The sequence below is a fragment of the Pseudorhizobium sp. NPDC055634 genome (assembly GCF_053618655.1).
In genome coordinates, this window is sequence record NZ_JBSHHW010000013.1 from 16,831 (window position 1) to 39,823 (window position 22,993).

The 22,993-nt window shown below is 61.5% G+C and carries 17 protein-coding genes and 1 pseudogene; 8 read left to right on the plus strand and 10 right to left on the minus strand.

What is annotated here, in order from left to right:
- Nucleotides 1-354 precede the first annotated feature (354 nt).
- From ACWGPT_RS18415 to ACWGPT_RS18435, 5 genes are all read left to right on the plus strand, one after another.
- A complete protein-coding gene (locus ACWGPT_RS18415; RefSeq protein ID WP_452607092.1) occupies nt 355-1,107 on the plus strand; it encodes an ImuA family protein in 753 nt (250 codons plus the stop codon).
- The gene (locus tag ACWGPT_RS18420) at nt 1,028-2,539 is read left to right on the plus strand and encodes a Y-family DNA polymerase (protein WP_452607093.1); all 1,512 of its coding nucleotides are present in this window, start codon (nt 1,028-1,030) and stop codon (nt 2,537-2,539) included. Before ACWGPT_RS18415 ends, ACWGPT_RS18420 begins: the two co-directional genes overlap by 80 nt.
- Nucleotides 2,536-5,790 carry an error-prone DNA polymerase gene (locus ACWGPT_RS18425; RefSeq protein ID WP_452607094.1) on the plus strand — a complete coding sequence of 1,085 codons (3,255 nt, stop codon included), beginning with the start codon at nt 2,536-2,538 and terminating at the stop codon, nt 5,788-5,790. Before ACWGPT_RS18420 ends, ACWGPT_RS18425 begins: the two co-directional genes overlap by 4 nt.
- A gap of 241 nt (nt 5,791-6,031) precedes the next feature.
- Entirely contained in the window at nt 6,032-7,999 is a 1,968-nt protein-coding gene (locus ACWGPT_RS18430) for an ATP-dependent nuclease (RefSeq protein WP_452607095.1), read from the plus strand.
- Nucleotides 8,000-8,140: 141 nt separating this feature from the next.
- Nucleotides 8,141-8,320, plus strand: a complete 180-nt coding sequence (locus ACWGPT_RS18435) for a DUF3606 domain-containing protein (RefSeq protein ID WP_452607096.1) — start codon at nt 8,141-8,143, stop codon at nt 8,318-8,320.
- A gap of 565 nt (nt 8,321-8,885) precedes the next feature.
- Here ACWGPT_RS18435 and ku (ACWGPT_RS18440) read toward each other — a convergent pair.
- The 3 genes from ku (ACWGPT_RS18440) to ACWGPT_RS18450 all read right to left on the minus strand — a co-directional run bounded on the left by ku (ACWGPT_RS18440) (nt 8,886) and on the right by ACWGPT_RS18450 (nt 11,400).
- Nucleotides 8,886-9,698, minus strand: a complete 813-nt coding sequence (ku, locus tag ACWGPT_RS18440; protein WP_452607097.1) for a non-homologous end joining protein Ku — start codon at nt 9,696-9,698, stop codon at nt 8,886-8,888.
- Nucleotides 9,699-9,707: 9 nt separating this feature from the next.
- Nucleotides 9,708-10,610, minus strand: coding sequence for a non-homologous end joining protein Ku (gene ku / locus ACWGPT_RS18445; RefSeq protein ID WP_452607098.1), 903 nt, complete (start codon nt 10,608-10,610; stop codon nt 9,708-9,710).
- 133 nt (nt 10,611-10,743) lie between these two features.
- Nucleotides 10,744-11,400 (minus strand): FAD-binding oxidoreductase, encoded by a 657-nt coding sequence (locus tag ACWGPT_RS18450; protein ID WP_452607199.1) that lies wholly within the window; start codon nt 11,398-11,400, stop codon nt 10,744-10,746.
- Between ACWGPT_RS18450 and ACWGPT_RS18455 the strand changes: the two are divergent.
- Nucleotides 11,387-12,330: pseudogene (locus tag ACWGPT_RS18455) on the plus strand (electron transfer flavoprotein-ubiquinone oxidoreductase); the annotation flags it as partial. The gene ACWGPT_RS18450 and the pseudogene ACWGPT_RS18455 sit on opposite strands and share 14 nt — an antisense overlap.
- 50 nt (nt 12,331-12,380) lie before the next feature.
- Here ACWGPT_RS18455 and ACWGPT_RS18460 read toward each other — a convergent pair.
- The 7 genes from ACWGPT_RS18460 to ACWGPT_RS18490 form a co-directional block, all read right to left on the minus strand.
- Entirely contained in the window at nt 12,381-13,274 is an 894-nt protein-coding gene (locus ACWGPT_RS18460) for a hypothetical protein (RefSeq protein ID WP_452607099.1), read from the minus strand.
- Nucleotides 13,271-14,992 (minus strand): hypothetical protein, encoded by a 1,722-nt coding sequence (locus ACWGPT_RS18465; RefSeq protein WP_452607100.1) that lies wholly within the window; start codon nt 14,990-14,992, stop codon nt 13,271-13,273. The genes ACWGPT_RS18460 and ACWGPT_RS18465 overlap by 4 nt, the downstream gene beginning before the upstream one ends.
- On the minus strand, nt 14,985-16,181 hold the full coding sequence (locus ACWGPT_RS18470) for an N-6 DNA methylase (RefSeq protein WP_452607101.1): 1,197 nt from the start codon (nt 16,179-16,181) through the stop codon (nt 14,985-14,987). The genes ACWGPT_RS18465 and ACWGPT_RS18470 overlap by 8 nt, the downstream gene beginning before the upstream one ends.
- Nucleotides 16,182-16,611: 430 nt before the next feature.
- The gene (locus tag ACWGPT_RS18475) at nt 16,612-17,508 is read right to left on the minus strand and encodes a hypothetical protein (protein WP_452607102.1); all 897 of its coding nucleotides are present in this window, start codon (nt 17,506-17,508) and stop codon (nt 16,612-16,614) included.
- Nucleotides 17,501-17,782 carry a hypothetical protein gene (locus ACWGPT_RS18480; RefSeq protein ID WP_452607103.1) on the minus strand — a complete coding sequence of 94 codons (282 nt, stop codon included), beginning with the start codon at nt 17,780-17,782 and terminating at the stop codon, nt 17,501-17,503. The genes ACWGPT_RS18475 and ACWGPT_RS18480 overlap by 8 nt, the downstream gene beginning before the upstream one ends.
- Before the next feature lie 264 nt (nt 17,783-18,046).
- Entirely contained in the window at nt 18,047-18,289 is a 243-nt protein-coding gene (locus ACWGPT_RS18485; protein ID WP_452607104.1) for a hypothetical protein, read from the minus strand.
- Between the two features lie 190 nt (nt 18,290-18,479).
- Entirely contained in the window at nt 18,480-18,818 is a 339-nt protein-coding gene (locus ACWGPT_RS18490) for a pentapeptide repeat-containing protein (RefSeq protein WP_452607105.1), read from the minus strand.
- 536 nt (nt 18,819-19,354) lie between these two features.
- On the opposite strand from ACWGPT_RS18490, the gene ACWGPT_RS18495 reads away from it, so the two are divergent.
- Nucleotides 19,355-21,625 carry an ATP-binding protein gene (locus ACWGPT_RS18495; RefSeq protein ID WP_452607106.1) on the plus strand — a complete coding sequence of 757 codons (2,271 nt, stop codon included), beginning with the start codon at nt 19,355-19,357 and terminating at the stop codon, nt 21,623-21,625.
- Nucleotides 21,615-22,979 (plus strand): nitrogen assimilation response regulator NtrX, encoded by a 1,365-nt coding sequence (gene ntrX, locus ACWGPT_RS18500; protein WP_452607107.1) that lies wholly within the window; start codon nt 21,615-21,617, stop codon nt 22,977-22,979. The genes ACWGPT_RS18495 and ntrX overlap by 11 nt, the downstream gene beginning before the upstream one ends.
- Nucleotides 22,980-22,993 lie beyond the last annotated feature (14 nt).

Genomic DNA, 22,993 nt, shown 5'->3' on the forward strand with positions numbered 1-22,993 from the left:
CTTGGTAGCTAGAATGAAGCAAACCGGCTGCGGGATCCTGAGGTAATATGCGGATTTTCTACGCGCTGTTGAACGATGCCGCACGGGTCGCGGGTGACTATCCGCGCAGACCGTCCGCCACTGAAGCAGCAATCATTGGACACAAGAAATTTTAAAACAGGCACGAGCCGCTACCGAATTCGCTAGCAGGCTGATTCCCTTCTCGAATTTTTCTAATCGCTAATTCTCTCGGACGTCTTCCCGCAAAACCACCGTCTTGACGCCTGCCTTAGAACGGAACAGAACACGAACAATCTATGTTCAGATGGCATGACGCCGTCCAGTTCAAGCGCGATTTCAGAGGATTCGTGACCGATGTCGGCTGCCCGCCAGAATGTCATCGCAGATTTACGCGAACGGATCGCCACCTTGGGGGCCGGACCCGCGCGCCAGGTCGGAACTCTACCCTTCGGCGTCCTTGAGGTCGACGCCGCGCTTCCCGGCGGAGGCCTTCCGTTCGGCAGCATCCACGAGTTCGCGGGAGGCGGATCGGGAACGATCGACGGCGCGGCTGCAGCCCTCTTCGCGGCGGGAGTCGCCGCACGGACGAAGGGCAAGGTGGTCTGGTGCATGACACGGCCGGACCTCTTCTTCCCAGCGCTCGAGCAGGCCGGGCTCCGTCACGGCAGGGTCATCTTCGTTGAGGCGGACAAGGAGGAGGACGTGCTGGCCTCAATGGAGGAGGCGCTGTCCTACGGCGGTCTTGGGGCCGTCGTAGGCGAACTCGTCCGTCTGCCGATGGTGTCCTCGAGACGGCTTCAGCTTGCGGCCGAGAAGACCGGAACGATGGGGATCGTCGTCCGGCGCTGGCGACGGCAGACGGAGGCCAACGACTTCGGACAGCCGACCGCTTCGACGACGAGATGGAGGGTGAGCGTGCTGCCCTCCGAAGAGCTGCCGGTGCCGGGCGTCGGGCGCCCCAGATGGTTTCTGGAACTGATGCGGGTGAAGGCGGGAGAGTGTGCCGAGTTTTGCGTAGGAGCATGCGATGAGCAGGGTCGTATCCATCTATCTGCCCGATCTGCCGACGGATCGAATACGTCGGGACGATCCCTCCATTTCGGCTGACCAGCCTGTCGCCGTGATCGCGAAGAGCGGTTCGAAGCGCTGGGTATCCGCCGCCGACGCTGCGGCAAGGCAGATCGGAGTGCGCGTCGGGATGCCGGCCGCCAAGGCGCAGGCGATCTTCCGGGGCCTGATGCTCGTTGACGCCGATCCCGTCGCCGACGAGGCGGCCCTGGAGGCGATAGCCCTCTGGGCGCTGCGCCAGTATTCCCCGATCGTCGCCGTCGACGGCACGGACGGGATAGTCCTCGACACGGAGGGCGCCGACCATCTCCAGGGCGGAGAGCTGCCGATGGTCGCGAAGATATGCAACCAGTTCCGCGGCAGGAAGCTGACCGCACGGGTGGCGGTCGCCGATACGTGGGGCGCGGCCCATGCCTGCGCCCGCGCCATCGTCCGCGAGACGGTGGTCGTTCCGCGCGAAGAGACGGCGCGGGCTGTCGAGCGCCTGCCAATCTCCCTCCTGCGACTTCCGGAGAAGGTCGTGGCCGATCTGCGGGTGCTGGGCTTCCAGACCGTGGGCGAGCTGTCCGCAACTCCCCGCGCGCCCCTGACGCTGCGCTTCGGCCCCGAGGTGGGGCGGCGGCTCGACCAGATGTTCGGACGCGTCGGGGAACCGATCGATCCCATCCGTACGGACGAGCTCGTGGAGGTGTCCCGTTCGTTCCAGGAACCCATCGGCGCTGCGGAGACCATCGACAAGTACGTCGGCCGTCTCGTGGTGCAACTCTGCGCGGAGCTGGAAAAGAAGGGGCTGGGAGCGCGCCGCACCGATCTTATCGTCCACAAGGTCGACAACACGATACAGGCCATCCGGGCGGGAACGGCCAGGCCCGCCCGCGACGTCGCCTGGCTGACGAAGCTCTTCCGAGACCGGACGGAGAAGATCGAACCCGGATTCGGCATCGAGAGGCTCACGCTCGTGGCCGTAGCGGCCGAACCGCTAGAGGAGGAGCAGAGGGCGTCGTCGCTGGTCGAGGAGGAGGATCGCGACATCACGCCTCTGATCGACGTCCTCGGCAACCGCGGCCAGCGGGTCTACCGCCTCGCGCCCGTCGCGTCCGACGTGCCGGAGCGGAGCGTCATGCGGGTTTCGGCAGTCGTGGAGGAGACGGCGGAGAGCTGGCCGGGCCAATGGCCGCGCCCGGTGCGACTGTTCCATCGCCCCGAGCAGGTGGAGGCCATCGCGCTGCTGCCGGACCATCCCCCGCGCAGCATCACCTGGCGCGGCAAGCGCCATCGCGTCGTGCGGGCGGACGGCCCCGAGCGCGTCTTCGGCGAGTGGTGGAAGCGTCCGGGCGAGCAGGACGCCGTCCGCGACTACTTCGTTGTCGAGAACGAGACGGGCGAACGCTTCTGGATCTTCCGTGCCGGCGACGGCGTCGATCCGGAGACCGGCAGCCACCGCTGGTTCATGCACGGGATCTTCGCATGAGGTACGCCGAGCTCCAGGTCACCACGCATTTCAGCTTCCTGCGTGGCGCGTCATCCGCCGACGAACTCTTCGCCACCGCCAAGCTGCTCGGTATCGAGGCCGTCGGCGTCGTGGACCGCAACAGCCTCGCCGGGATCGTCCGTGCGCTGGAAGCCTCCCGCGCGACCGGCCTGCGCCTCGTCGTCGGCTGCCGCCTCGACCTGCAGGACGGGACGTCGATCCTGGTCTACCCGACGGACAAGTCCGCGTACTCGCGCCTCACGCGCCTCCTGACGCTCGGCAAGGGCAGGGGCGGGAAGAACAACTGCATTCTCCACTGGGACGACCTCGAGCTCTATTCCGAAGGGCTGATCGGCATACTCGTGCCCGACCTTCCGGACGAGACCTGCGGCGTGCAGCTCAGGAAGATGGTCGGGCTGTTCGGCGACCGCGCATACGTGTCGCTGAGCCTCCGCCGTCGGCCGAACGACCAGATGCGGCTCCACGAATTGTCGAACCTCGCGACGCGCCACAAGGTGAAGACGGTCGTCACCAACGACGTGCTCTTCCACGAACCGTCACGGCGGCAGCTCCAGGACGTGGTCACCTGCATCCGCAACAACACCACGATCGACGACGTCGGCTTCGACCGCGAGCGCCATGCCGACCGATACCTGAAGCCGCCCGAGGAGATGGCCCGGCTCTTCCCGCGCTACCCCGAGGCGCTCGCGCGCACGATGGAGATCGTCGACCGCTGCCGATTCAGTCTTGAGGAACTCACCTACGAGTACCCGGAGGAGACCATCGTCGAGGGCATGGACGCCCAACAATCCCTTGAGCACTACGTGCGTGAATGCATCCCCGACCGTTATCCCGAAGGACTGCCCCAGAAGGTGCTGAAGGCGGTCAGGCACGAGCTCGACCTGATCAAGGAGATGGGATACGCGCCCTACTTCCTGACGGTCTTCTCCATTGTCCGCTTCGCGCGCAGCCGCGGCATTTTATGCCAGGGACGGGGATCGGCAGCCAACTCGACGATTTGTTATATCCTGGGCATCACCTCGATCGATCCTGATACCAACGACCTCCTGTTCGAGCGCTTCGTTTCCAGAGAGCGCAACGAACCGCCGGACATCGACGTCGATTTCGAGCACGAGCGCCGCGAGGAGGTGATCCAGTGGATCTACCAGACCTACGGCCGCGAGAGGGCAGCGCTTGTCTGCACCGTCACCCGCTACCGGGCCAAAGGCGCGATCCGCGACGTCGGCAAAGCGATGGGCCTTCCTGAGGACGTGACCAAGGCGCTCTCGTCCGGCCTCTGGTCCTGGTCAGAGGAGATCACCGAGCGCAACGTGCGGGAGCTGAACCTGAACCCGGAGGACTACCGGCTGGTGATGACCCTGCGGCTGGCACGCGAGTTGATGGGCGCACCTCGGCATCTCGGTCAGCATGTCGGAGGCTTCGTCTTGACGCGCTCGCGCCTCGACGACCTCGTTCCCATCGAGCCGGCCGCGATGGAAGATCGGCAGGTGATCGAGTGGGACAAGGACGACGTCGAGGCCCTCAAGATGATGAAGGTCGACGTCCTGGCCCTCGGCATGCTCACCTGCATGCAGAAGGCCTTCGATCTGATCCGCGAATACAAGGACGAGGTTCTCGATCTGGCGAAGGTCCGGCAGGAGGATCAGGCGACCTACGCGATGATACGCAAGGCTGACACGCTCGGCACCTTCCAGGTGGAAAGCCGCGCCCAGATGGCGATGCTGCCGCGCATGAAGCCGCGTACCTTCTACGATCTGGTCGTGCAGGTCGCCATCGTCCGGCCCGGCCCCATCCAGGGGGACATGGTGCATCCCTATCTCCGCCGCCGCGAGGGAAAGGAGCCTGTGGAGTATCCGACTCCGGAACTCGAAGCAGTCCTTGGGAAGACGCTGGGCGTCCCGCTCTTCCAGGAGTCGGCGATGAAGGTGGCGATGGTCTGCGCCGGCTTCACCGGAGGGGAGGCCGACCAGCTCCGCAAGAGCATGGCGACCTTCAAGTTCACGGGCGGGGTCTCCCGCTTCAAGGACAAGCTGATCTCCGGCATGGTCAGGAACGGCTACACGCCCGAGTTCGCCGAAAAGACCTTCACGCAGCTCGAGGGCTTCGGATCCTACGGCTTCCCGGAATCCCATGCGGCCTCCTTCGCCCTGATCGCCTATGCGAGCTGCTTCGTGAAATGCCACTACCCAGACGCGTTCTGCGCAGCACTCCTGAACTCGCAGCCGATGGGCTTCTACGCCCCTGCGCAGATCGTCGGCGACGCCCGCGCGCATGGGGTCGAGATCAGGCCGGTCTCGGTCCAGCATTCGCGCTGGGACTGCACGCTGGAAGCAGTTCCTGGCACGCCGCGCCATGCCGTCCGGCTCGGCATGAGGCAGGTCAAGGGCCTTGCCGTCGCCGACGCGGCGAGGATCGTGGCCGCGAGAACCGAGCGGCCTTTCGAATCCGTCGACGACCTGTGGCGGCGTTCCGAGGTGCCGACCGAGGCCCTCGTCCAGCTTGCGGAGGCCGACGCCTTCCGCCCGGCCTTCGACATCGAGCGTCGCGATGCGCTCTGGGCTATCAAGGCGCTGCGCGACGAGCCGCTGCCGCTGTTTGCCGCCGCCGCCGAGCGCGAAAGGCGAGCCGTCGTCGAACAGCAGGAGCCGGAGGTGGAACTCCGCCAGATGACCGAGGGGCACAACGTCGTCGAAGACTACGGCCATGTCGGACTGACGCTGCGCGAGCACCCGGTCTCCTTCCTGCGGACTGACCTGCGAAGGAGAAGGATCGTCACCTGTCAGGACGCCATGAACGCGAGAGACGGGAGCTGGCTCATGACCGCCGGCCTGGTGCTCGTCCGGCAGAAGCCGGGTTCGGCAAAGGGCGTGATGTTCATCACCATCGAAGACGAGACGGGCCCGGCAAACATCGTCGTGTGGCCGAGCCTGTTCGAGAAGCGGCGGCGCGTCGTGCTCGGATCCTCCATGATGGCGATCCACGGAAAGGTACAGCGGGAAGGGGAAGTCGTCCATCTCATAGCGAGGCAGCTCGAAGACTTGTCGGGCGACCTGGCGAGGCTGTCGGATCTGGACGTCGACCTGATAATTCCGGCAGGACGCGGCGACGAATTTGCGGGCGGAACGCAGGTCCCTCCCGTCACTCCCGCACAGGCGGCTCGGCCGCGGGACATCTTCGTCCCCGACCTGCACATTGACACGCTGAAGGTGAAGGCAAGAAATTTCACCTGACAAAGGCTGCCATCCCATGAGTCCAAGCTAGCCTACCTGCCGGCGGTCCAACTTCTGGTCCGGTGAGACAAGATTCTGGACTGTCGCTGCATCAACGGCTGACTGTTGCTTAGCGTCGATTTTCCTCCGGCTTTTCCACGCTCTTGATCATAAACCAGCAGGTTGTAATCTTGCTGTTCGACTTCTGTTCCTTCATAGATGCTGTTGCGATCGCCGCGCACGGAAGCAACGGAGGCTCGAGATGAAGCTGAAGCAGTACAGGGTCCGAGAGTTCCGCAGCATCTGGGACAGCGGTCCGATCGAGGTTGATAGCCAGACCACCTGCTTCGTAGGAAAGAACGAGGCGGGTAAGACCACCGTCCTCACCGCGCTCTACAGGACTAATCCTATCCGCAAGGCCGATGCCGTCTTTGACGAGACCTACGACTATCCGAAGCGGGAGGTCGAGGATTACCGCTTCGCCGTCGAGAACAGCGAGCGCGAAGAAGCCGTCGTAGTAGAATGCACCTACGAGCTAGAGAGGGCCGACTTCAAAGTAATTGAAGATGTGTTCGGTCCAGAGGCCTTCACCGACAAGACTTTCAGGCGTGAAACCTACTACGGCAAGTCGAACAGCAAGGCTTTTCTTGACGTGAACGACTCCGGTGCTCGCAAGCACCTGTCGGAAAACCCCGCACTTTCGGATGACCTGAAAACGGAGCTTGCAGCGACGCAAACCTGGGCTGATTTCGAAGCTGTGCTCAATGCTGCGGAAGCCACGGAAGCAGTTGTGGCACTCAAGAAGCTTGTGACGAAGGTGCGCGAAAATGGTTTGCGCTCTTACATCTTCTATTCTCTCATTTGGCCCCGCGCGCCGAAGTTCCTGTACTTCGACGAGTACTACCAGATGGAGGGGCAGGCCAACCTCAACGCCCTTATCGCACGCGAAGACGACGACGAGCTCCTCGATTCGGACTACCCGCTCATCGGCCTGATCAACCTCGCGCGCCTCGACCACCGCAAACTTGTAGCCACCAACAACACGGTGGAATTGAAGAACAAGCTGCAAGGTGCCGGGAACCATCTGACCCAGCGAATCGTCAAGTACTGGTCTCAGAACAGGCACATACAAATGCGCTTCGACGTGCGTGATGCCAAAGCTGGAGACCCCGAAGGGATGCAGCAGGGGGTCAACGTATGGGGCGAGGTCTACGACGCCGTGCACTGGGCTACCACCCCATTGAGCAACCGCTCGCGGGGCTTCGTGTGGTTCTTCTCCTTCCTTGCATGGTACGAGGACGTGAAACGCCAAGGACAGAATGTCATCTTGCTGCTGGACGAGCCTGGGCTATCATTGCACGGTCGTGCTCAGGCCGATCTGTTGCGCTATTTCGACGCTGAGTTGTCAAACCACCAACTCCTGTACACCACGCACTCACCGTTTATGATCGACCCGACCAAGTTCGAGCGGGTCCGCATCGTGCAGGATTTAGGCATCGATGCCCCCGAGGCTCTTCCCAAGGAGGAAGACGGTACCAAGGTGCTGGCCAATGTGTTCGACGCCACAGATGACAGCTTGTTCCCCTTACAGGGCGCGCTCGGCTATGAAATCCAGCAGACGCTTTTCATCGGGCCTAACTCGCTCATCGTTGAGGGAGTCGCCGACATGCTGTACCTGCGGGCGGTGGCGGCGCAATTAGAGCGCGAAGGTCGCGAGGGTTTGTCTGAGCAATGGACCATCACGCCCGTGGGCGGAAGCGGGAAAGTGCCCACGTTCGTGGCGCTTCTTGGCTCGCAGAAGGGAATCAACGTAGCGACGTTGCTAGACCTCCAGAACAGCGACAAGCAGCTCATTGAAGACCTGTACAAGAAGAATCTGCTCAGCAAGAAGCAGGTGTCGACCTACGCGGACTTCACCGGCACGGCTGAAGCTGATGTGGAGGACATGTTTGATCGGTCGTTCTACCTGGATCTAGTCAACAGCGAGTACGGAAAACAGCTTGGGTCAAAGATCACGCTCGCAAAGCTCAACCAGAATGTGCCGCGGACGCTGCGCGCAATTGATGCCTGGCTGGCGGACAACCCCTTGAAGTTTGGTACGTTCGGCCACTACAGACCCGCGCGCTATTTCACTGAGCAACTCGCCACCCTTTGGCCGAAGGTGTCGAACGAGACGAAGGACCGCTTCGAGGCGGCGTTCAAGCACCTGAACGGGCTGTTACGAAAGTAGCGTACGCTGACCGCATCTTTGACGGCATCCCGCTTAAGTTCCCTATGCTGTCGCACGTCTGGCGCCTCGGAGCCTGCGGCGCCCAGGTGGAACATACAGATTCCCTGCCCGTTTATGCATCGGAACCGACAGGAGGCAACGATGGCTACAACGACACGTGGACGCGCGCAGGACCGAGCAAGGGTTGCGGGCGGGCAGGAGCACGAAGTCCGTTATGAATCAAAGAAGGAGGGGGTCTCGAAGGAGGCCGTGAAGAAGTCGGTCAAGAAGGTCGGAAACAGCCGCGACAAGGTCGAGGCTGATCTGGAGGCGAAGAATTGATAAGGGGTGTCGTTTCGGCTCAGGATCGTGGGGCGGCATCCAGAACAATTTAGAAGATCGCCTGCAGGACGAGCCCGTTTTTGACGGCTTCCCGTCAGTTGTCCCTCGCGCAACGCCAGCATGCGAAGGTCTGACGACTACGGATCCTCGTCCACGTTGCCGTCCGTGACGGCAGGCGGCCTGGCTGGCCGTCCTGAGGAGAAGGAGCCTTCATCCAACCGGGCGGAAATCAGGCAGCCTCTCGGTCGCGGGAATAGCTTCGCACGTCACAACGACGACCCAGACGGACGATCCGTTCGTCACTGTGAGGTGGCCGTTCGCGCCGAACAGTAAGGGAGCCGGCTCGCAGAGCACGAGATCCGCTAGATCCTTCATTCGCTTCTCCTACCGCGGTCGTTCGCCTCCTGTGACCAACTTGGGTGCAGGGCAGGCCTATTGCTGTTGCAGACAGGGCAGGGCATCCCGGCACCATCGCATCTGAAGCCTTTCACGGCTCCCCATGGCGTCCTCGGACGGAAGTCACACCCCCATCTGACGCCGCTGCAGTTGTCGCAGCCGAACGCCATCAGCCCGCCTTTCGGTCGTTCTTGCGTTCGGCCGCGAGGCTCTGCTTGAGTGCAGCCATAATGTCTACGACGTTGGACGTGGGAGCTGGCTCGGCCTTCGCCTTGGCCTTCTTCGCAGGCTTGAGCGCCTTCTTCTTCTCCGCGATGATCGACAGCAGCGCCTCCTGGATAGGGTCGCTCACCATTTCCGGCGACCAACGCGCGGTCTTCTGCTTGATCAGCTTCTGTACGAGGGGGACGAGTTCTGGATCGGCGTCGTCATCGATGTCTTCGAAGTAGCTCTCTTCCTGGCGCACCTCGTCGCCGAAGCGGAGCGTCCAGAGCACGATGCCTTCGCCGCGCGGCTCCAGCACAACCGCCCGTTCGCGCCGTCCGATCACTAGCTTGGAGATGCCGACGACGTCGTCGGACTTCATGGCGTCGCGGATGACCGCGAAGGCGTCCTGACCTACGGGATCGTCCGGGGCCAGGTAGTGCGGCTTCTCCAGGTAGACCCACTCGATCGAGTCGGCGGGGACGAACTTTTCGATGTCGATCGTCTTGACCGTGTCGAGGTGGACGGCGTCGAGGTCGTCGTCCGTCAGGATCACATAGTCGTTCTCGCCGCGGGCATAGCCCTTCGCCTCGTCCTCGTTCTGCACAGGCTTGCCCGTGACGGAATCCACGTACTGCGATACGACGCGATTGCCCGTCTCCTTGTTCAGCGTATGGAAGCGAACCTTCTCGCTCTCGCTGGTGGCCGGCGTCATCGCGACGGGACATGTCACCAGGGAAAGCTTCAGGTAGCCGCGCCAGTATGGTCTGATTGCCATGACGATCCCTCAACCGGCTTTGCGCTGCGAGGGGGTTTTTGCGGCAGCTTTTCCAGCCGTCCCTCGCGGCGCGCGTGGCCGCCCCTGGCCAGCATTGGCATTGGCGGCTGTCCGCTTCGGCTTCTCGTCTGCAGTCTTCATCATCCCTGCGCTCTCGCGCAGCGCCGCGAGCAGGTCGTTCGGCTTCGATGGCTCTATCTTTTTACGCTTCGGCAGGGCCTTGCCCTCGATCTTCGCCTTGACGAGTTCGGCAAGTGCCGTTTCGTACCGGTCGTCGAAGGTTGCGGGATCAAATCGGCCCTTCTTCGTCCCGATGATATGCTTGGCGAGGTCGAGCATCTCGCCCTCGATCTTCATCCTGGGTATGTCCTTGAAGGCCTGCGCACTCGAACGCACCTCGTAGTCGAAGTTCAGCGTGGTCGCGATCAGCCCATTGCCGTGCGGCCGGATCAACACGGTGCGCATCCGGCGGAAGAGAACCGTCCGGGCGATTGCGGCCACCTTGGACCTGCTCATCGCCTCGCGCAAAGCAACGAACGCGTCCGCGCCCGTCTTGTCCGGCACAAGATAGTAGGGCTTGTCGAAGTAGACGTCATCCACCTCCCGGCACGGGATGAAGGCTTCGATCTCCAGCGTCTTGTTGCTCTGTGGGATCGTCGCTGCAATCTCCTCGGGGTCGATCATGATGTACTGGCCGCTGTCGACCTCGAACCCCTTGGTTTGAGCCTCCTTTGGAACAGGCTCCTCCGTCTCGCTGTCGATGAAGACGCGGTTCACCCTGTTGCCGGTGGCTGTGTTGATGGTGTTGAAGGCGAGGCGGTCAGAGGTGCTGGCGGCCGTGTAGAGGCTAACGCCGCAGCTAACCTCGCCAAACTTCACGAAGCCTTTCCATTGCGCCCGATGCCCTGCCATTACGCTGTACTCCGAATCACTTGACTAGCGACTCAATCGGAATCCAAGTGATTCGTTCCGACTCAAAATGAATCTAAAATCAAGGCGTTCGGGCTCTGCCTGCCGCGCTTTGGCGAAGGAACCTGTAGTGGGACTACGGTACCACCTTTCCGGGGTTCATGATCCCCGACGGGTCTAATGCATCCTTGAGAAGACGCATCACTTCGATCTTTCCTGGTGCCCCGTATCGTCTCAGAAGCTCAAGCTTCTTACGCCCAATCCCATACTCGGCACTGAATGTGCCACCCATTGAATTGGCGAGTTCATAGACGAGAGGAGACACCTCCTGCTCGATGCGCCTGAAGAAGGCTTCCCTGTCGAGCGCTGGGGGACAAACGATATTGAAGTGCACGTTCCCGTCTCCGACATGGCCGTATATCGACAGGATCGCGCCCTCTACGTTTTGCGCAACAACGTCAGAGGCGGAGGTGACGAAATCGGCGAGCCTAGACGTGCGGACGGCGATGTCGTGCTTTACGGACCCTCCATGATGGACCTCCGCCTCGGGGATGCTTTCTCGAAGGCTCCAGAAGCTCGCCCTATGCTGCTCGCTCGCCGCGATGGTGCCGTCAAGCACAGTACCTTTTTCGAGTAGCTCGGCGAGCATCTCGATAACGGCGTCTTCGATGTTCAGGATCGGCGAGGCGGTGGCGATTTCGACGAGGGCGTAATGGTCGCTTCGTTCCTCCAGCGGCGCCCGAAGTTCCGGCTTGGCGTTCAACAGAAGCTGCAGAGACTGGCCGCTTGGCATGAGCACCGGCGGCGGCTCCTTCCTTTACCATCTGCACGATAACCTGGTGGCCGTCGGCTTCGTCGTCCACCTGAACTACAAGAACCCCTATCTCTACCCCTTCGAGGAGTTCCAACGCTTCAAGACGCACGAGGCGATCCGCGGTACCTTCGAGGGAGCCAAGCGCATCTCCTATGGTGCACGCGCCATCACCGAGGGCGGCTACCAGTCGGTGCCGAAGCTTTCCTTCCCCGGCGGCGCGCTGATCGGCTGCTCGGCAGGCATGGTCAACGTGCCGCGCATCAAGGGCAGCCACAACGCCGTACTCTCGGGGATGTTGGCGGCGGAAAAGATCGCCGATGCAGTCGCGGCCGGCCGCGCAAATGACGAGGTGGTCGAGATCGAGAACGAATGGCGCGACGGCGACATCGGCAAGGACCTGAAGCGGGTGCGCAACGTCAAGCCGCTGTGGTCCAAGTTCGGCACCGCGCTTGGTGTCGGGCTTGGCGGCATCGACATGTGGACCAACCAGCTTTTCGGATTTTCCTTCTTCGGGACGCTGAAGCACGGCAAGACCGATGCCGAGGCGCTGGAGCCGACTGCCAGGCACAAGCCGATCGCTTATCCGAAGCCGGATGGGTCCTGACCTTCGATCGCCTGTCCTCAGTCTTCCTGTCCAACACCAATCATGAGGAGGACCAGCCGGTCCACCTGCAGGTGAAGGACATGGACCTGCAGAAGCGCTCCGAGCTCGGCGTCTACGCGGGTCCCTCGACCCGCTACTGTCCGGCCGGCGTCTATGAGTGGGTCGAGAAGGACGGCGAGGAGGTCTATGTCATCAACGCGCAGAACTGCGTCCACTGCAAGACCTGCGACATCAAGGACCCGAACCAGAACATCAACTGGGTGCCGCCGCAGGGCGGCGAGGGGCCGGTCTACCCGAGCATGTGAGTGGAGACTTGCTCCACTAGCTGGTTTCAGTTGGGCATTCGCTGCGAACGCTATTGGGCGTCGCTTCCCTGCTTCCCCTTTCGAGCGCTCATCGCCTTCACCTTTTTCGCATTCATAGTACGAAAAGCTTCGTATACTTCCTTGACGGGAGGCGTCGAAGGCTTCGTGTTCTGGAGAGCAAAAAGGTCGTAGTAGGGTGTGAATCTTCGCTTGTCAGCCTTCCACTGCCATGTCCAGCTCCAGTCGAAGGGGTTGTCGTGTCTGTTTTGGAAATCGATCGTCCTGTCGACTACAAACTTGTAGAGGTGGTTGTTGCACTGCTTCACGAACTGCTGGAGAGAGTCGGCAATGTTGTCCAGCTCGGGTAAAGTCGCTGAGAACACGTGACCGATGAGTTGCCGATGCTCTCGGATCCCCAGCTCGTAGGCGTTCTTGGTTCCAAGATAGCCGAAGCGATGGACGCAGCAGTGCCGCAGATGGCAGATGTTGTCGTACTCCTTCAGATCCTGGTCCATTGATTGAGGTATCTTGAAGCCGATCTCCCCAAGGCGCTTCGAAAGCTCCTTCGAGGACGCGAACGAGTCCTCATAGAGGGCTTCAGCCAAGCTCTCCCTAGGACGAGAGATCGCAACTGCATAGGTGAGGGGTTTGTCGCCGAGCATCTGTCCGGTGACGACGTCGGTGTGCGCGAGCCGGCTTAGCAGGGTTCTGAAGTACGTTTCCACCGCTGAAAGGTATCCGAGGAGGACTACGGAACACACCTCCGGTTCCGGCTCCCCTTCGATTTTTGCGAGGAGCTTGTTGATCGCGTTGGTGTGCGCGATGAAATTGTCGATCGGGCTTCCCTGTGACGCGGGTTCCCTGAACAAGTCCTTTGTGACGACCGGCGCCTTGTCATCAGAGGGCGCAAGAGCAACGATCGCGAGATGCGCCTGCTCGCTCATGACATCATCTCGTCGACGTACGCCTCAATCCTGTCGAGAATCTTGTTCGAGTAGGACTGGCCTATCCTCGGGAGCTTCCGAAGCTCGCTTCCTGGATCACGCAGAGCCCGGAGGTCCCCGACGGTCTTTAGGCTGCTGTTGCGCAGCGTGCCTTTCTGGAATGTGGAGAGCGATGGGACGTCCGCGATCTCGAAGGACATGATGCGATTGTAGGTGAGCTCCTCGACCAGGCGTGTTCCGCATTGGTGACAGAAGCGCTGACGTTCGTTGTCTCTCGGCGTCTGGCAGTTCTGACAGGGGGGCAGGTCGAGCTTTAGGCCTCCGAAGCCGTCTTTGCCCAGGATGGTCTTGGGGCTTCTTCGCAACGGGTGCTTCTGCGAAGGCCTCTCGATAAATTCGACCACCTGCGCGGCTGAAGTTCCGCGGCGAGAGCCAGAGAAGGCACGTTCCGCTATGAGAGAAGCCAGATGTGGCTCGTATCTCCGGTAGCGCCGGCCTTTGCCGTGCGAGACCTCCGTCGCAGGGTAAAGAAGGCCAGCCTCTGTCAGGAGGTCGATCATTCGCTCGCTTAGCGGATTGAGCTCGTCGTCGTTGATCCCGATGACGGCCTGTTTGGTGTTGCTGTCCGCGTTCGCATCGTTCCAGTCGCGCAGGCCTTCCACCGCCTTCTGAAAGAAGGTCTCGCCCGCCCGAACCAATGTTCGAAGCTCGACGACCTTGTCACCCAACGACCTGAACTCGCTGATGCGATTGTCATGATGCGCGCGAATGACCCGCGTCAGGACGGCCTGGGTGACCGACTTGTTGGCCCGGACGTTTCGGAGGAGAGTAAGATATGCTCTCGGAACGCCGAATGCAGCGTATTGAAGAAGCGAGTTCGCATCAGGCGAAATGCCCTGCAGTCCGTCGGGATAGCGCCGCTCGGCGATGGTCTGCATCATCGACCTGTAGTTAGCGCCATACGCGGATATCCATGCGGAAACGAACTTGCCCTCGTGGTCCGCGTGAAACCGGCTGCCGTACACGGTGGTGCCGGGATAGACGGAGCACTTTGGGGCGATGTCCGGAGCCTTGACCACGCGCAAGAGGTCGAGAAACTCGGTAAGGAACGCCGGGGACAACGTTAGGGCGGCGTCGTCAAGCAGAAGAACAATCCGCTTGCGACCGCTAGCTTCGGCCATCGAGCGTAGGATGGCCTGAACGACCTGGATCGACAGCGCTCGATGGAGATGTTCATCGTCTTCATCGAGCGGGAAATTGCGCTCCAACGTCGACAGGAGTTTCTTCAAGTCAGCCCTTTCGAGCTGAAGGGCGCCGGCGAGATCGAAGCTTTGACCGTTGATACGCTGCAGCGCCTCGGAGGCTGCCTCAAGGATGCGAGCTAGCACCCAGGTATGGAACAACGCATTCACGTCGCGACGGGAGGTAGAGAGAGGCTCCAAGCTGAGGTATCGATTCAAGGTCGTGTAGACGCAGAAGGGCTTGGTGGGATCGCCGATCGCGGTGAGCCATGCGTAGCGCATCAGGTGCGTCTTGCCACATCCCCGCGGACCGACCAGAAGAACAAGGCCCCGGCCTAGAAGATCGCGAACCACCTCGTCGAAATGATCGCTTGTTGCAGTGCCATCCCGAAGCACGTCTTCTTCGACATGATCGGCACGCTCCTCGAACTCCTCATCGAAGGGCAGTTCCTGGTCCAGATCGGCGTCTTCACTCATCCAGATCGATCCTCATGTCAAGCAGGGCCGTCTTGGAAATCATCCTTGCCCCTACGCCTCTGGCGGTGCTCTGGAGAGCATCTCTTCCCGCTGGAGAAGCAAGGAAGTCGAAAACCCTGCTCCGAAGCTCCGATGGCAGGCGGATGCGGAAAATGCAGTCGCTCAAAGCCGCTGATCCGGAATAAACCATACAGACCTTCTCCTGCAGCTTCCTGTCGACTCTCGCCAGCAAAATATCGCCTGGGGAAGCCGTCACGTGACGTGTCTCGAAAACCTCGCTCTCGGCAAGCCTGCACATCTTGTCGGCAACTGCGTGAAAGTCGGTTGTGTGAAAAACCGGCCCCTTCGCATCCTTGATCTCGACGGAGGATAGGTTGCCGCGTGCTACGTTCGCCCCGAGTTCCCTCAACGTCGGACGGCTCCGCCCCACGGTTACCGAGTAGTGCGTCCAATCAAGGCGCTCTACGGCTTGTGTCGGACGGACCCGGACCATCGACCCGACGGCGCCCTTGTCCAACCGTCCGACCAGGATTGGCCGATCCGAAGGTGGCCTGTTCCGGAGTACGACGACATGGGCCTTGGCTTCAGTTCCCTTGAAGGATCCGTTAGGTAGCTCGACAACCCGCATGATTTCCGTTCTGCGCATCAGGGCTTCGCGTATCGGTCTGGTTCGCAGACCGGATACGAGGCCGTCGGGAACGATGACGCCGATCTCCGCTCCGGGTCTGGCGAGGCGGAGTATCTGCGCTAGAAACAGCACGTCGGACGTGAGGGCCTCCCGAGGAATGGCATGCAGATCGTCCAGACCTGCCTCGGACAGGATTCGCGCGAACCCGTCGCGCCAAGGGATTCTGCTATAAGGGGGATTGCAGACAGCAAGTTCAAATGCCCTGCCTTGGAACATGACAGGCAGGTCCGCATCAAGGGCGTCGGCGACATGATGCGTGTGGCGGGCGGTTGCCGTAGCCTGCAAGCTAGCATGGAGATGATTGGTGACCCGGTGGTCGATGTCGACGGTTGTGACGGATGCTTCCGACCAGCGGCGAACCGCTGCGGCCGCTAGCGATCCTCCTCCCGCGCCAAGATCGAGTATGTTGGAGGCGACGGGGCTGTCGAAAAGACTGACGAGGTGGTCGCTTACCGAACCGATGGTGAAATATTGATCGAGTGAGCAGTCCGGCCGCAGCATTGAGGGCGTTCCAAGTATGAGTCCTACAGGCAGATGATGGAGGGGATTTCAACTACACACAACGAGCCGCTTAGCATTTCTGCGTTTCCAAAGGATTGACGCGCAGCACGGCACGGAGTTGCTGCCGCGCCTGGGGTCGATGGCGGCGGAGAGGGCGATTTTGAGGCGATTTGTCCCGGATGAAGCGAGGTCTTCGCTCGTCGTTCAACGAAAGCAATCTGGGTGGAGAGGTCCATTTTCGACCACGTCCTTTCGATTAAGGGCGGTTGAAGCGAGTGTGCTTGCAGCCCTGGTGGCTCGATCTAGCCAATCATCGTCAAGGGGTGGAAGCCGATATTCGTCGACCGCGATCTGCAGGCACTGCAAAAGCGTTGCTGAGGACACAAGCAGGTTCCCGGAGGGCGTTTCGAATTCCACAAGTGTTGACCGGCTACTCATTCTTCCAATCCTCTCCCATTCGTGCCACTGCCATGTCTTCGGCGATCTTCAAGAGGCCCTCGTTTCTCCGTGCCTTTTCAGCAGGCACAGAACGGAGAGCAGAAAACCGTGCTTCATCGAACTCAATTGTCTGGCGCAGCAACGGAACCATTTCTCGTCTATTCCGCGCGTGCGAATTACGCGCAACCCTCATGATCATGGATTCGGCAACCGATCCGTCGTCACCACGGATGACCTCATGACCGATGAATTCGAACGTGATGGAGGTGAATGTCTTCGGGGCCTGTTCTAGTCTGCGATCATCGGTAATCACCGCGCCGTCGACCCGTTCTCGGATGTGAGCCACAAGATCTTCATTGTCATGGATATAGCGGCCGACAAGGGACTTTGTCGGACTGAAATAGGCGAGCATCCAAGGGATGTTCATGACGTTGGCACCGACGTATCGGTAACCTTCCGCATCAAACCAGCTAGCAAGAAATTCTCTAGCGAGCTTCTCCGAAATTCTGAAACCGACGCTATCGCTGAGGACGCGGATCGCTCGATCAAAGTCCTGGATCATGACGCGGATGATTGCCTTGGCAAGCGGAGTGAGCGCCCGTCTTTCAGTTTTGACGGGAGATCTAGGAAGTCTCGTCGCGCACCATGTCATGTCATCGAGATCGAAATGATCGAATCCCGGCACAGGAGCAGGCTCGTGACGTCCGTGCGCCGTCATGTCCATGGTGTATATTGCGACAAGCTTGATCGGGTTTTCGCACCGGGGGCATACAGCGAAATAGGTTTGCTTTCCTGTACTGGCGGCGCGTTGGTACCAGGGAAAGCTTCTGCCAAGGATGGTCTCTGCGTTCTCCTTGGAAACCTCGTAATCGGCCGTGTCCTCACGCATTTTCCTGAAACGCCTCGCCATGTATCCCCGCTGCCTGAACTGTCCAGTCCAAAGGCAATGGAGGAAGCCCACCGAATTCGCAACACAGAAGAAGCGAGCGCAACATCATGTGGAGATCGAGGCTGAAACCTTCGCCCTGCTCGGTGCGCAAGTGGAAAATGAGGGTCGAGGCAGTGGGTTCGATGTCCCCAACAGATATGCTATTGAGTACGACGATGCGTGTCATATCGGGCGGAGGCGGCGGCATGGTCATATTTTCTGGTGATGTCTGCATCACTCAATCCTGGCTGAGGCCGGAGCATGCGGCAAGAGCCGATGGCGGAAGCCCTGATCTAAAGGGAGGTGCCTCTTGCCACCATCTAGGCCACGCACTCGCCAACGTGGCCTACCGAGCATATCGATTAGGTCACATGAACTTCATCCTGGAAGACGAACCGATGCTGCTGAGGTGAAAGTTGGTGGCTATTGCTGCATAAGACCACACGTCCGCCGGTCAGTCTTCGATGCTCTCCCGTCAGCCGCGTTTTCTAGGCGATGGTCAGGTGAGGGAAGTAGTACCTGTAGTCCGAATAACATTGAACAAGCTGGCAGGCGACGTCGAGCGTTTGCTCGGCCGAAGGTGGAGGTCGAACTGGCGGATGGCATCGTCAAAATTGGATCGCTGGCCTTCGTGTTCCAGCTCAAGGAACGCATGGAGGAAACTGCGGAGCCGGAGGCCGAGCGGCAATGGTTCCGGAGAAAGGTTCTCAGAAGGGCGAAGGATCACGATCAAGGCGTCCATTCGATACCTCTCCGAGACCAAGTCAATACGCCTCACGAACGAACAGTGTGACGGCGTCGTTGTCACCGGTACAAACCTCCAGGAGATCACCCAATGCAGCTCAAGTTGCCATCCACTCCAAACTATCAACCGCACTCCTGATCGGCTCGGGAGGCGGACGGCCAGAGCGGCAATGTTCAGTAAGGATCGTTCAGCGTGCTATCGGCACAAATCCTGGAGGCCACTTTGCGTTCTCTATATCCGCTCCCCAGTAGATCATGCCTTCTACCTTTGTACGGCTGAAGTCGCAGGACCGCAGGTCGGCACCTGTGAAGTCATAGCCTGCGAGGTCGGCATCCTTGAAGTCGGTGGCTGCGAGGTTGGCATAGGTGAAGTCCTTCGCCTTGTCGAAGCCTAGGCGCCGACACATTTCCAGAAAATCCATATCGTCCGGGAAGCCGAGTATCATCTCGATAGTGGCGGCCGCATCCTCTGTCATCAGCAGGACCTTGCCCTCCTGAAGCTCGTTCAGCTTGCGCTTGTAATTCATCGTGCTCTCCCGCCGGCCGCCTTGTCTAGGCGATGCGCAGGTGAGGGAAGTAGTACCCGTAGTCCAAAAAAATAATGAACAAGCTGGCAGTCGACATCGACCGATTGCTGGCAGCCGCGGCTTCACACCGGCAGCGGGACGATCGCTGTAGAGCGACGGCCGGACGGCGCCGCCCCCATCGGTAGACAGCAGTCTGAGCTTTCTGACTGGTTCCGTAGCTCTGTTAGATCCCGGATCGAAAAAGATCAGTCTCGTCAGTCTCTTAACAATTAAAACCGATTGCCGCTCAATCGGTTCTGGAATCGCGGCCGCCGGTTCAGGGACAACGCGTCGCGTTGATCGGGACATCGGTCCATTGTGACGGGGCGAAACCAACGCCCCGTTGACACCCCACGCAGTTCCGTTGCACTTTCGCCACAATGCGTTGCTTATTGGCAACGGATCTCACCGATGCGGGCCCGGGCTCGCGGTTGACACACATTGGGGCGTGGCGCAGCGGGCAACTGGCCTGATCTGCCGCGCGCGAGGAGTTAGCAATGATCGAGGGCGTCCTTTCGCCCGCGGAGGAAGCCGGATCGGATCTTGAAGCCCAGGATCGTCGCGCCTCCTTCGCATTGCCGGGTCTCCTCCTGGCCGGGGGCGCGTTGCTCTGCGCCATCCTCACGCTGTTCGTGCTGCTCGGCCTCACCCCGGTTGCGCCGACGACGCCCGTGGTCATCGCCTCGGCCGTGCTCAACGGCATCTTCGTCGTCGGCCTGCTCTATCTCATCGGGCGCGAACTCAGTCGGCTCCTGAAGGCACGAAACCGCGGCCGGGCGGCCGCGCGCCTTCACATCCGCGTCGTGGCGCTCTTCTCGATCGTGGCGATCACGCCCGCGGTCCTCGTCGCGCTCTTCGCCAGCATCACGCTGAGCGCCGGCCTCGACCGCTGGTTCTCCATCCGCACGCAGTCCATCGTCCGTTCCTCCACCGACGTGGCGCAGGCCTACATGATGGAGAATGCGAGCTACCTGCAGGGCCAGACGGTGTCGATGGCCAACGACCTGGAGCGCAACCGGGCCACCTTCTACCTCGACCGGACAGGCTTCGTCGACCTGATGACCCGCCAGGCGCGGGGCAGGGGATTGCTCGGCGCCTTCCTCGTCCAGGCCGACGGTTCGGCGATCGCCCAGGCCGATATCGCGACCGAGCGGCCGCTGCCGGCCATCCCCAGGGACGCCCTGGAAAAGGCCGCCGCGGGGCAGCCGACGCTGATCCCGCCGGGCGTCACCAATCTCGTCGGCGCCATCATCAAGCTCGACGCCCTTCCGGGAACGTTCCTCTACACCATCCGCGCGGTCGATCCGAAGGTCATGGCCGCGATGCGCCAGATGGAGGACAATACCGCCGAGTACCAGGCCATGGAGGCCGGGCGGATGTCGCTGCAGTTCGCGTTCGCCGTCGTCTATCTCGGCTTCGCGCTGATCGTTCTCCTGGCGGCGATCTGGACGGCCATCGCCGTCGCGGACCGTATCGTCCGGCCGATCCGCCTCCTGATCAGCGCCGCCGACAGCGTCGCCTCCGGCGATCTCAACGTGGTCGTCCCGGTGCGGGCGGCCGACGGCGATGTCGGCAGCCTGTCGCGCACCTTCAACAAGATGATCTCGGAAATCCGCAGCCAGCGCGACGAGATCCTCGAGGCCAAGGACGAGGTCGATGACCGCCGCCGCTTCATCGAGGCGGTGCTTTCCGGCGTGACCGCCGCCGTCATCGGCGTCGAGGATGACCGGCGCATCACCATCGTCAATCCCTCCGCCGAGGCGTTTCTCGGATTGTCGGCCGAGCGGCTGATCGGCCGCAGCCTCTCCGAGGTCGTGCCGGAGATCGACAGCGTGCTCTCCGAGGCCGCGTCCCGTGCCCGCAACGATTTCCGCAAGCAGGTCAACGTGATGCGGGGCGGCAAGGAGCGGACGCTGAGCGTCCAGGTGACCCGCGAGGAGCAGAGCACGTCGCGCGATTCCTACGTCATCACCCTCGACGACATCACCGACCTCGTCATCGCCCAGCGCTCCACGGCCTGGGCCGACGTTGCGCGCCGCATCGCCCACGAGATCAAGAACCCGCTGACGCCGATCCAGCTCTCGGCCGAACGGCTGAAGCGCCGCTACGGCAAGCAGATCGCCGACGACGACCGGGCGGTCTTCGACCAGTGTACGGACACGATCGTCCGGCAGGTCGGAGATATCGGCCGCATGGTGGACGAATTCTCCGCCTTCGCCCGCATGCCCAAGCCCGCAAAGGAAGAGACGGACCTGCGCGACATCCTGCGCGATGCCGTCTTCCTGCGCGAAATGGGCACGACCCATGTCGAGTTCATGCGCGAACTGGGGGATCAGCCGCTCGTCGGAATGTTCGACGCGCGCATGCTCGGCCAGGCCTTCGGCAACCTCGTCAAGAACGCGGTGGAAGCCATCGAGGCGGTGCCGGGCGATCAGGAGCGCGACGGGCGAAAGGTCTGGGTACGGGCCGATTACGACCGCGATCGCGACACATTCGTGGTCGACATCATCGACAACGGCAGCGGGCTTCCGGCGGAAAACCGCCACCGGATTCTCGAGCCGTACATGACGATGCGGGAGAAAGGCACCGGCCTGGGGCTCGCCATCGTCAAGAAGATCATCGAGGAGCACGGGGGGCAGCTCGAACTGCATGACGCGCCCCCTGAATTCGATCATGGCCGCGGCGCCATGATCAGGGTCCTGCTGCCGCACATCGGTGCAGGCGGGACCGGAACTGGAACTGATAGGGAACTCGCATATGGCGTCTGATATTCTGGTCGTGGACGACGAGGTCGACATCCGCGAGATCGTCTCCGGAATCCTGTCCGACGAGGGGCACGAGACACGCACGGCGCACGACAGCGACAGCGCGCTTGCCGCCATCTCCGACCGCGTGCCGCGGCTGGTCTTCCTCGACATCTGGATGCAGGGCTCGAAGCTCGACGGACTTGCACTGCTCGACGAGATCAAGAGCCGGCATCCGGACCTTCCCGTCGTGATGATTTCCGGCCACGGAAACATCGAGACGGCCGTTTCGGCGATCAAGCGCGGGGCGTTCGATTTCATCGAAAAGCCGTTCAAGGCCGACCGGCTGATCCTGATCGCCGAGCGGGCTCTGGAAAATTCGAAGCTGAAGCGCGAGGTGAGCGAACTGAAGCGGCGAACGGGCGATGCGGTCGAGCTGGTCGGCACCTCGGTCGCCGTCTCGCAGCTGCGCCAGACCATCGACAAGGTCGCGCCCACCAACAGCCGCATCATGATCCTCGGCCCTTCCGGGTCCGGCAAGGAACTCGTTGCCCGGATGATCCACCGCAAGTCGTCGCGCGCCAGCGGACCCTTCGTCGCCCTCAACGCCGCGACGATAACGCCCGACCGGATGGAGATCGCCCTGTTCGGCACCGAGGGCGGGCCCGGCCAGGCGCGCAAGATCGGCGCCCTGGAAGAGGCCCATCGCGGCATTCTCTACCTCGACGAGGTAGGCGAAATGCCGCGCGAGACCCAGAACAAGATCCTTCGCGTCCTCGTCGACCAGCAGTTCGAGCGGGTCGGCGGTTCGAAGCGGGTCAAGGTGGACGTCCGGATCATCTCGTCGACGGCATACAATCTGGAGAGCCTGATCGCCGAGAGCATCTTCCGCGAGGATCTCTACCACCGGCTCGCCGTGGTGCCCGTCAAGGTGCCTGCATTGGCCGAGCGGCGCGAGGATATCCCCTTCCTCGTCGACATGTTCATGCGCCAGATTTCCGAGCAGGCAGGCATCCGTACCCGCCGCATCGGCGAGGATGCCATGGCGGTCCTGCAGGCCCACGACTGGCCGGGCAATATCCGCCAGCTTCGCAACAACATCGAACGTCTGATGATCCTGGCGCGGGGCGACAGCCACGACGCGGTTATTTCCGCCGACATGCTGCCCACCGATCTCGGCGACATGCTTCCGAAGATCTCCACCCAGGGCGACCATCACATCATGACGCTGCCTCTCCGCGAGGCCCGCGAAATGTTCGAGCGTGATTATCTGATCGCGCAGATCAACCGCTTCGGTGGTAACATTTCGCGCACCGCGGAATTCGTCGGCATGGAACGGTCGGCCCTGCATCGCAAACTCAAGTCCCTCGGCGTCTAGCCTGGCTTCGGCCG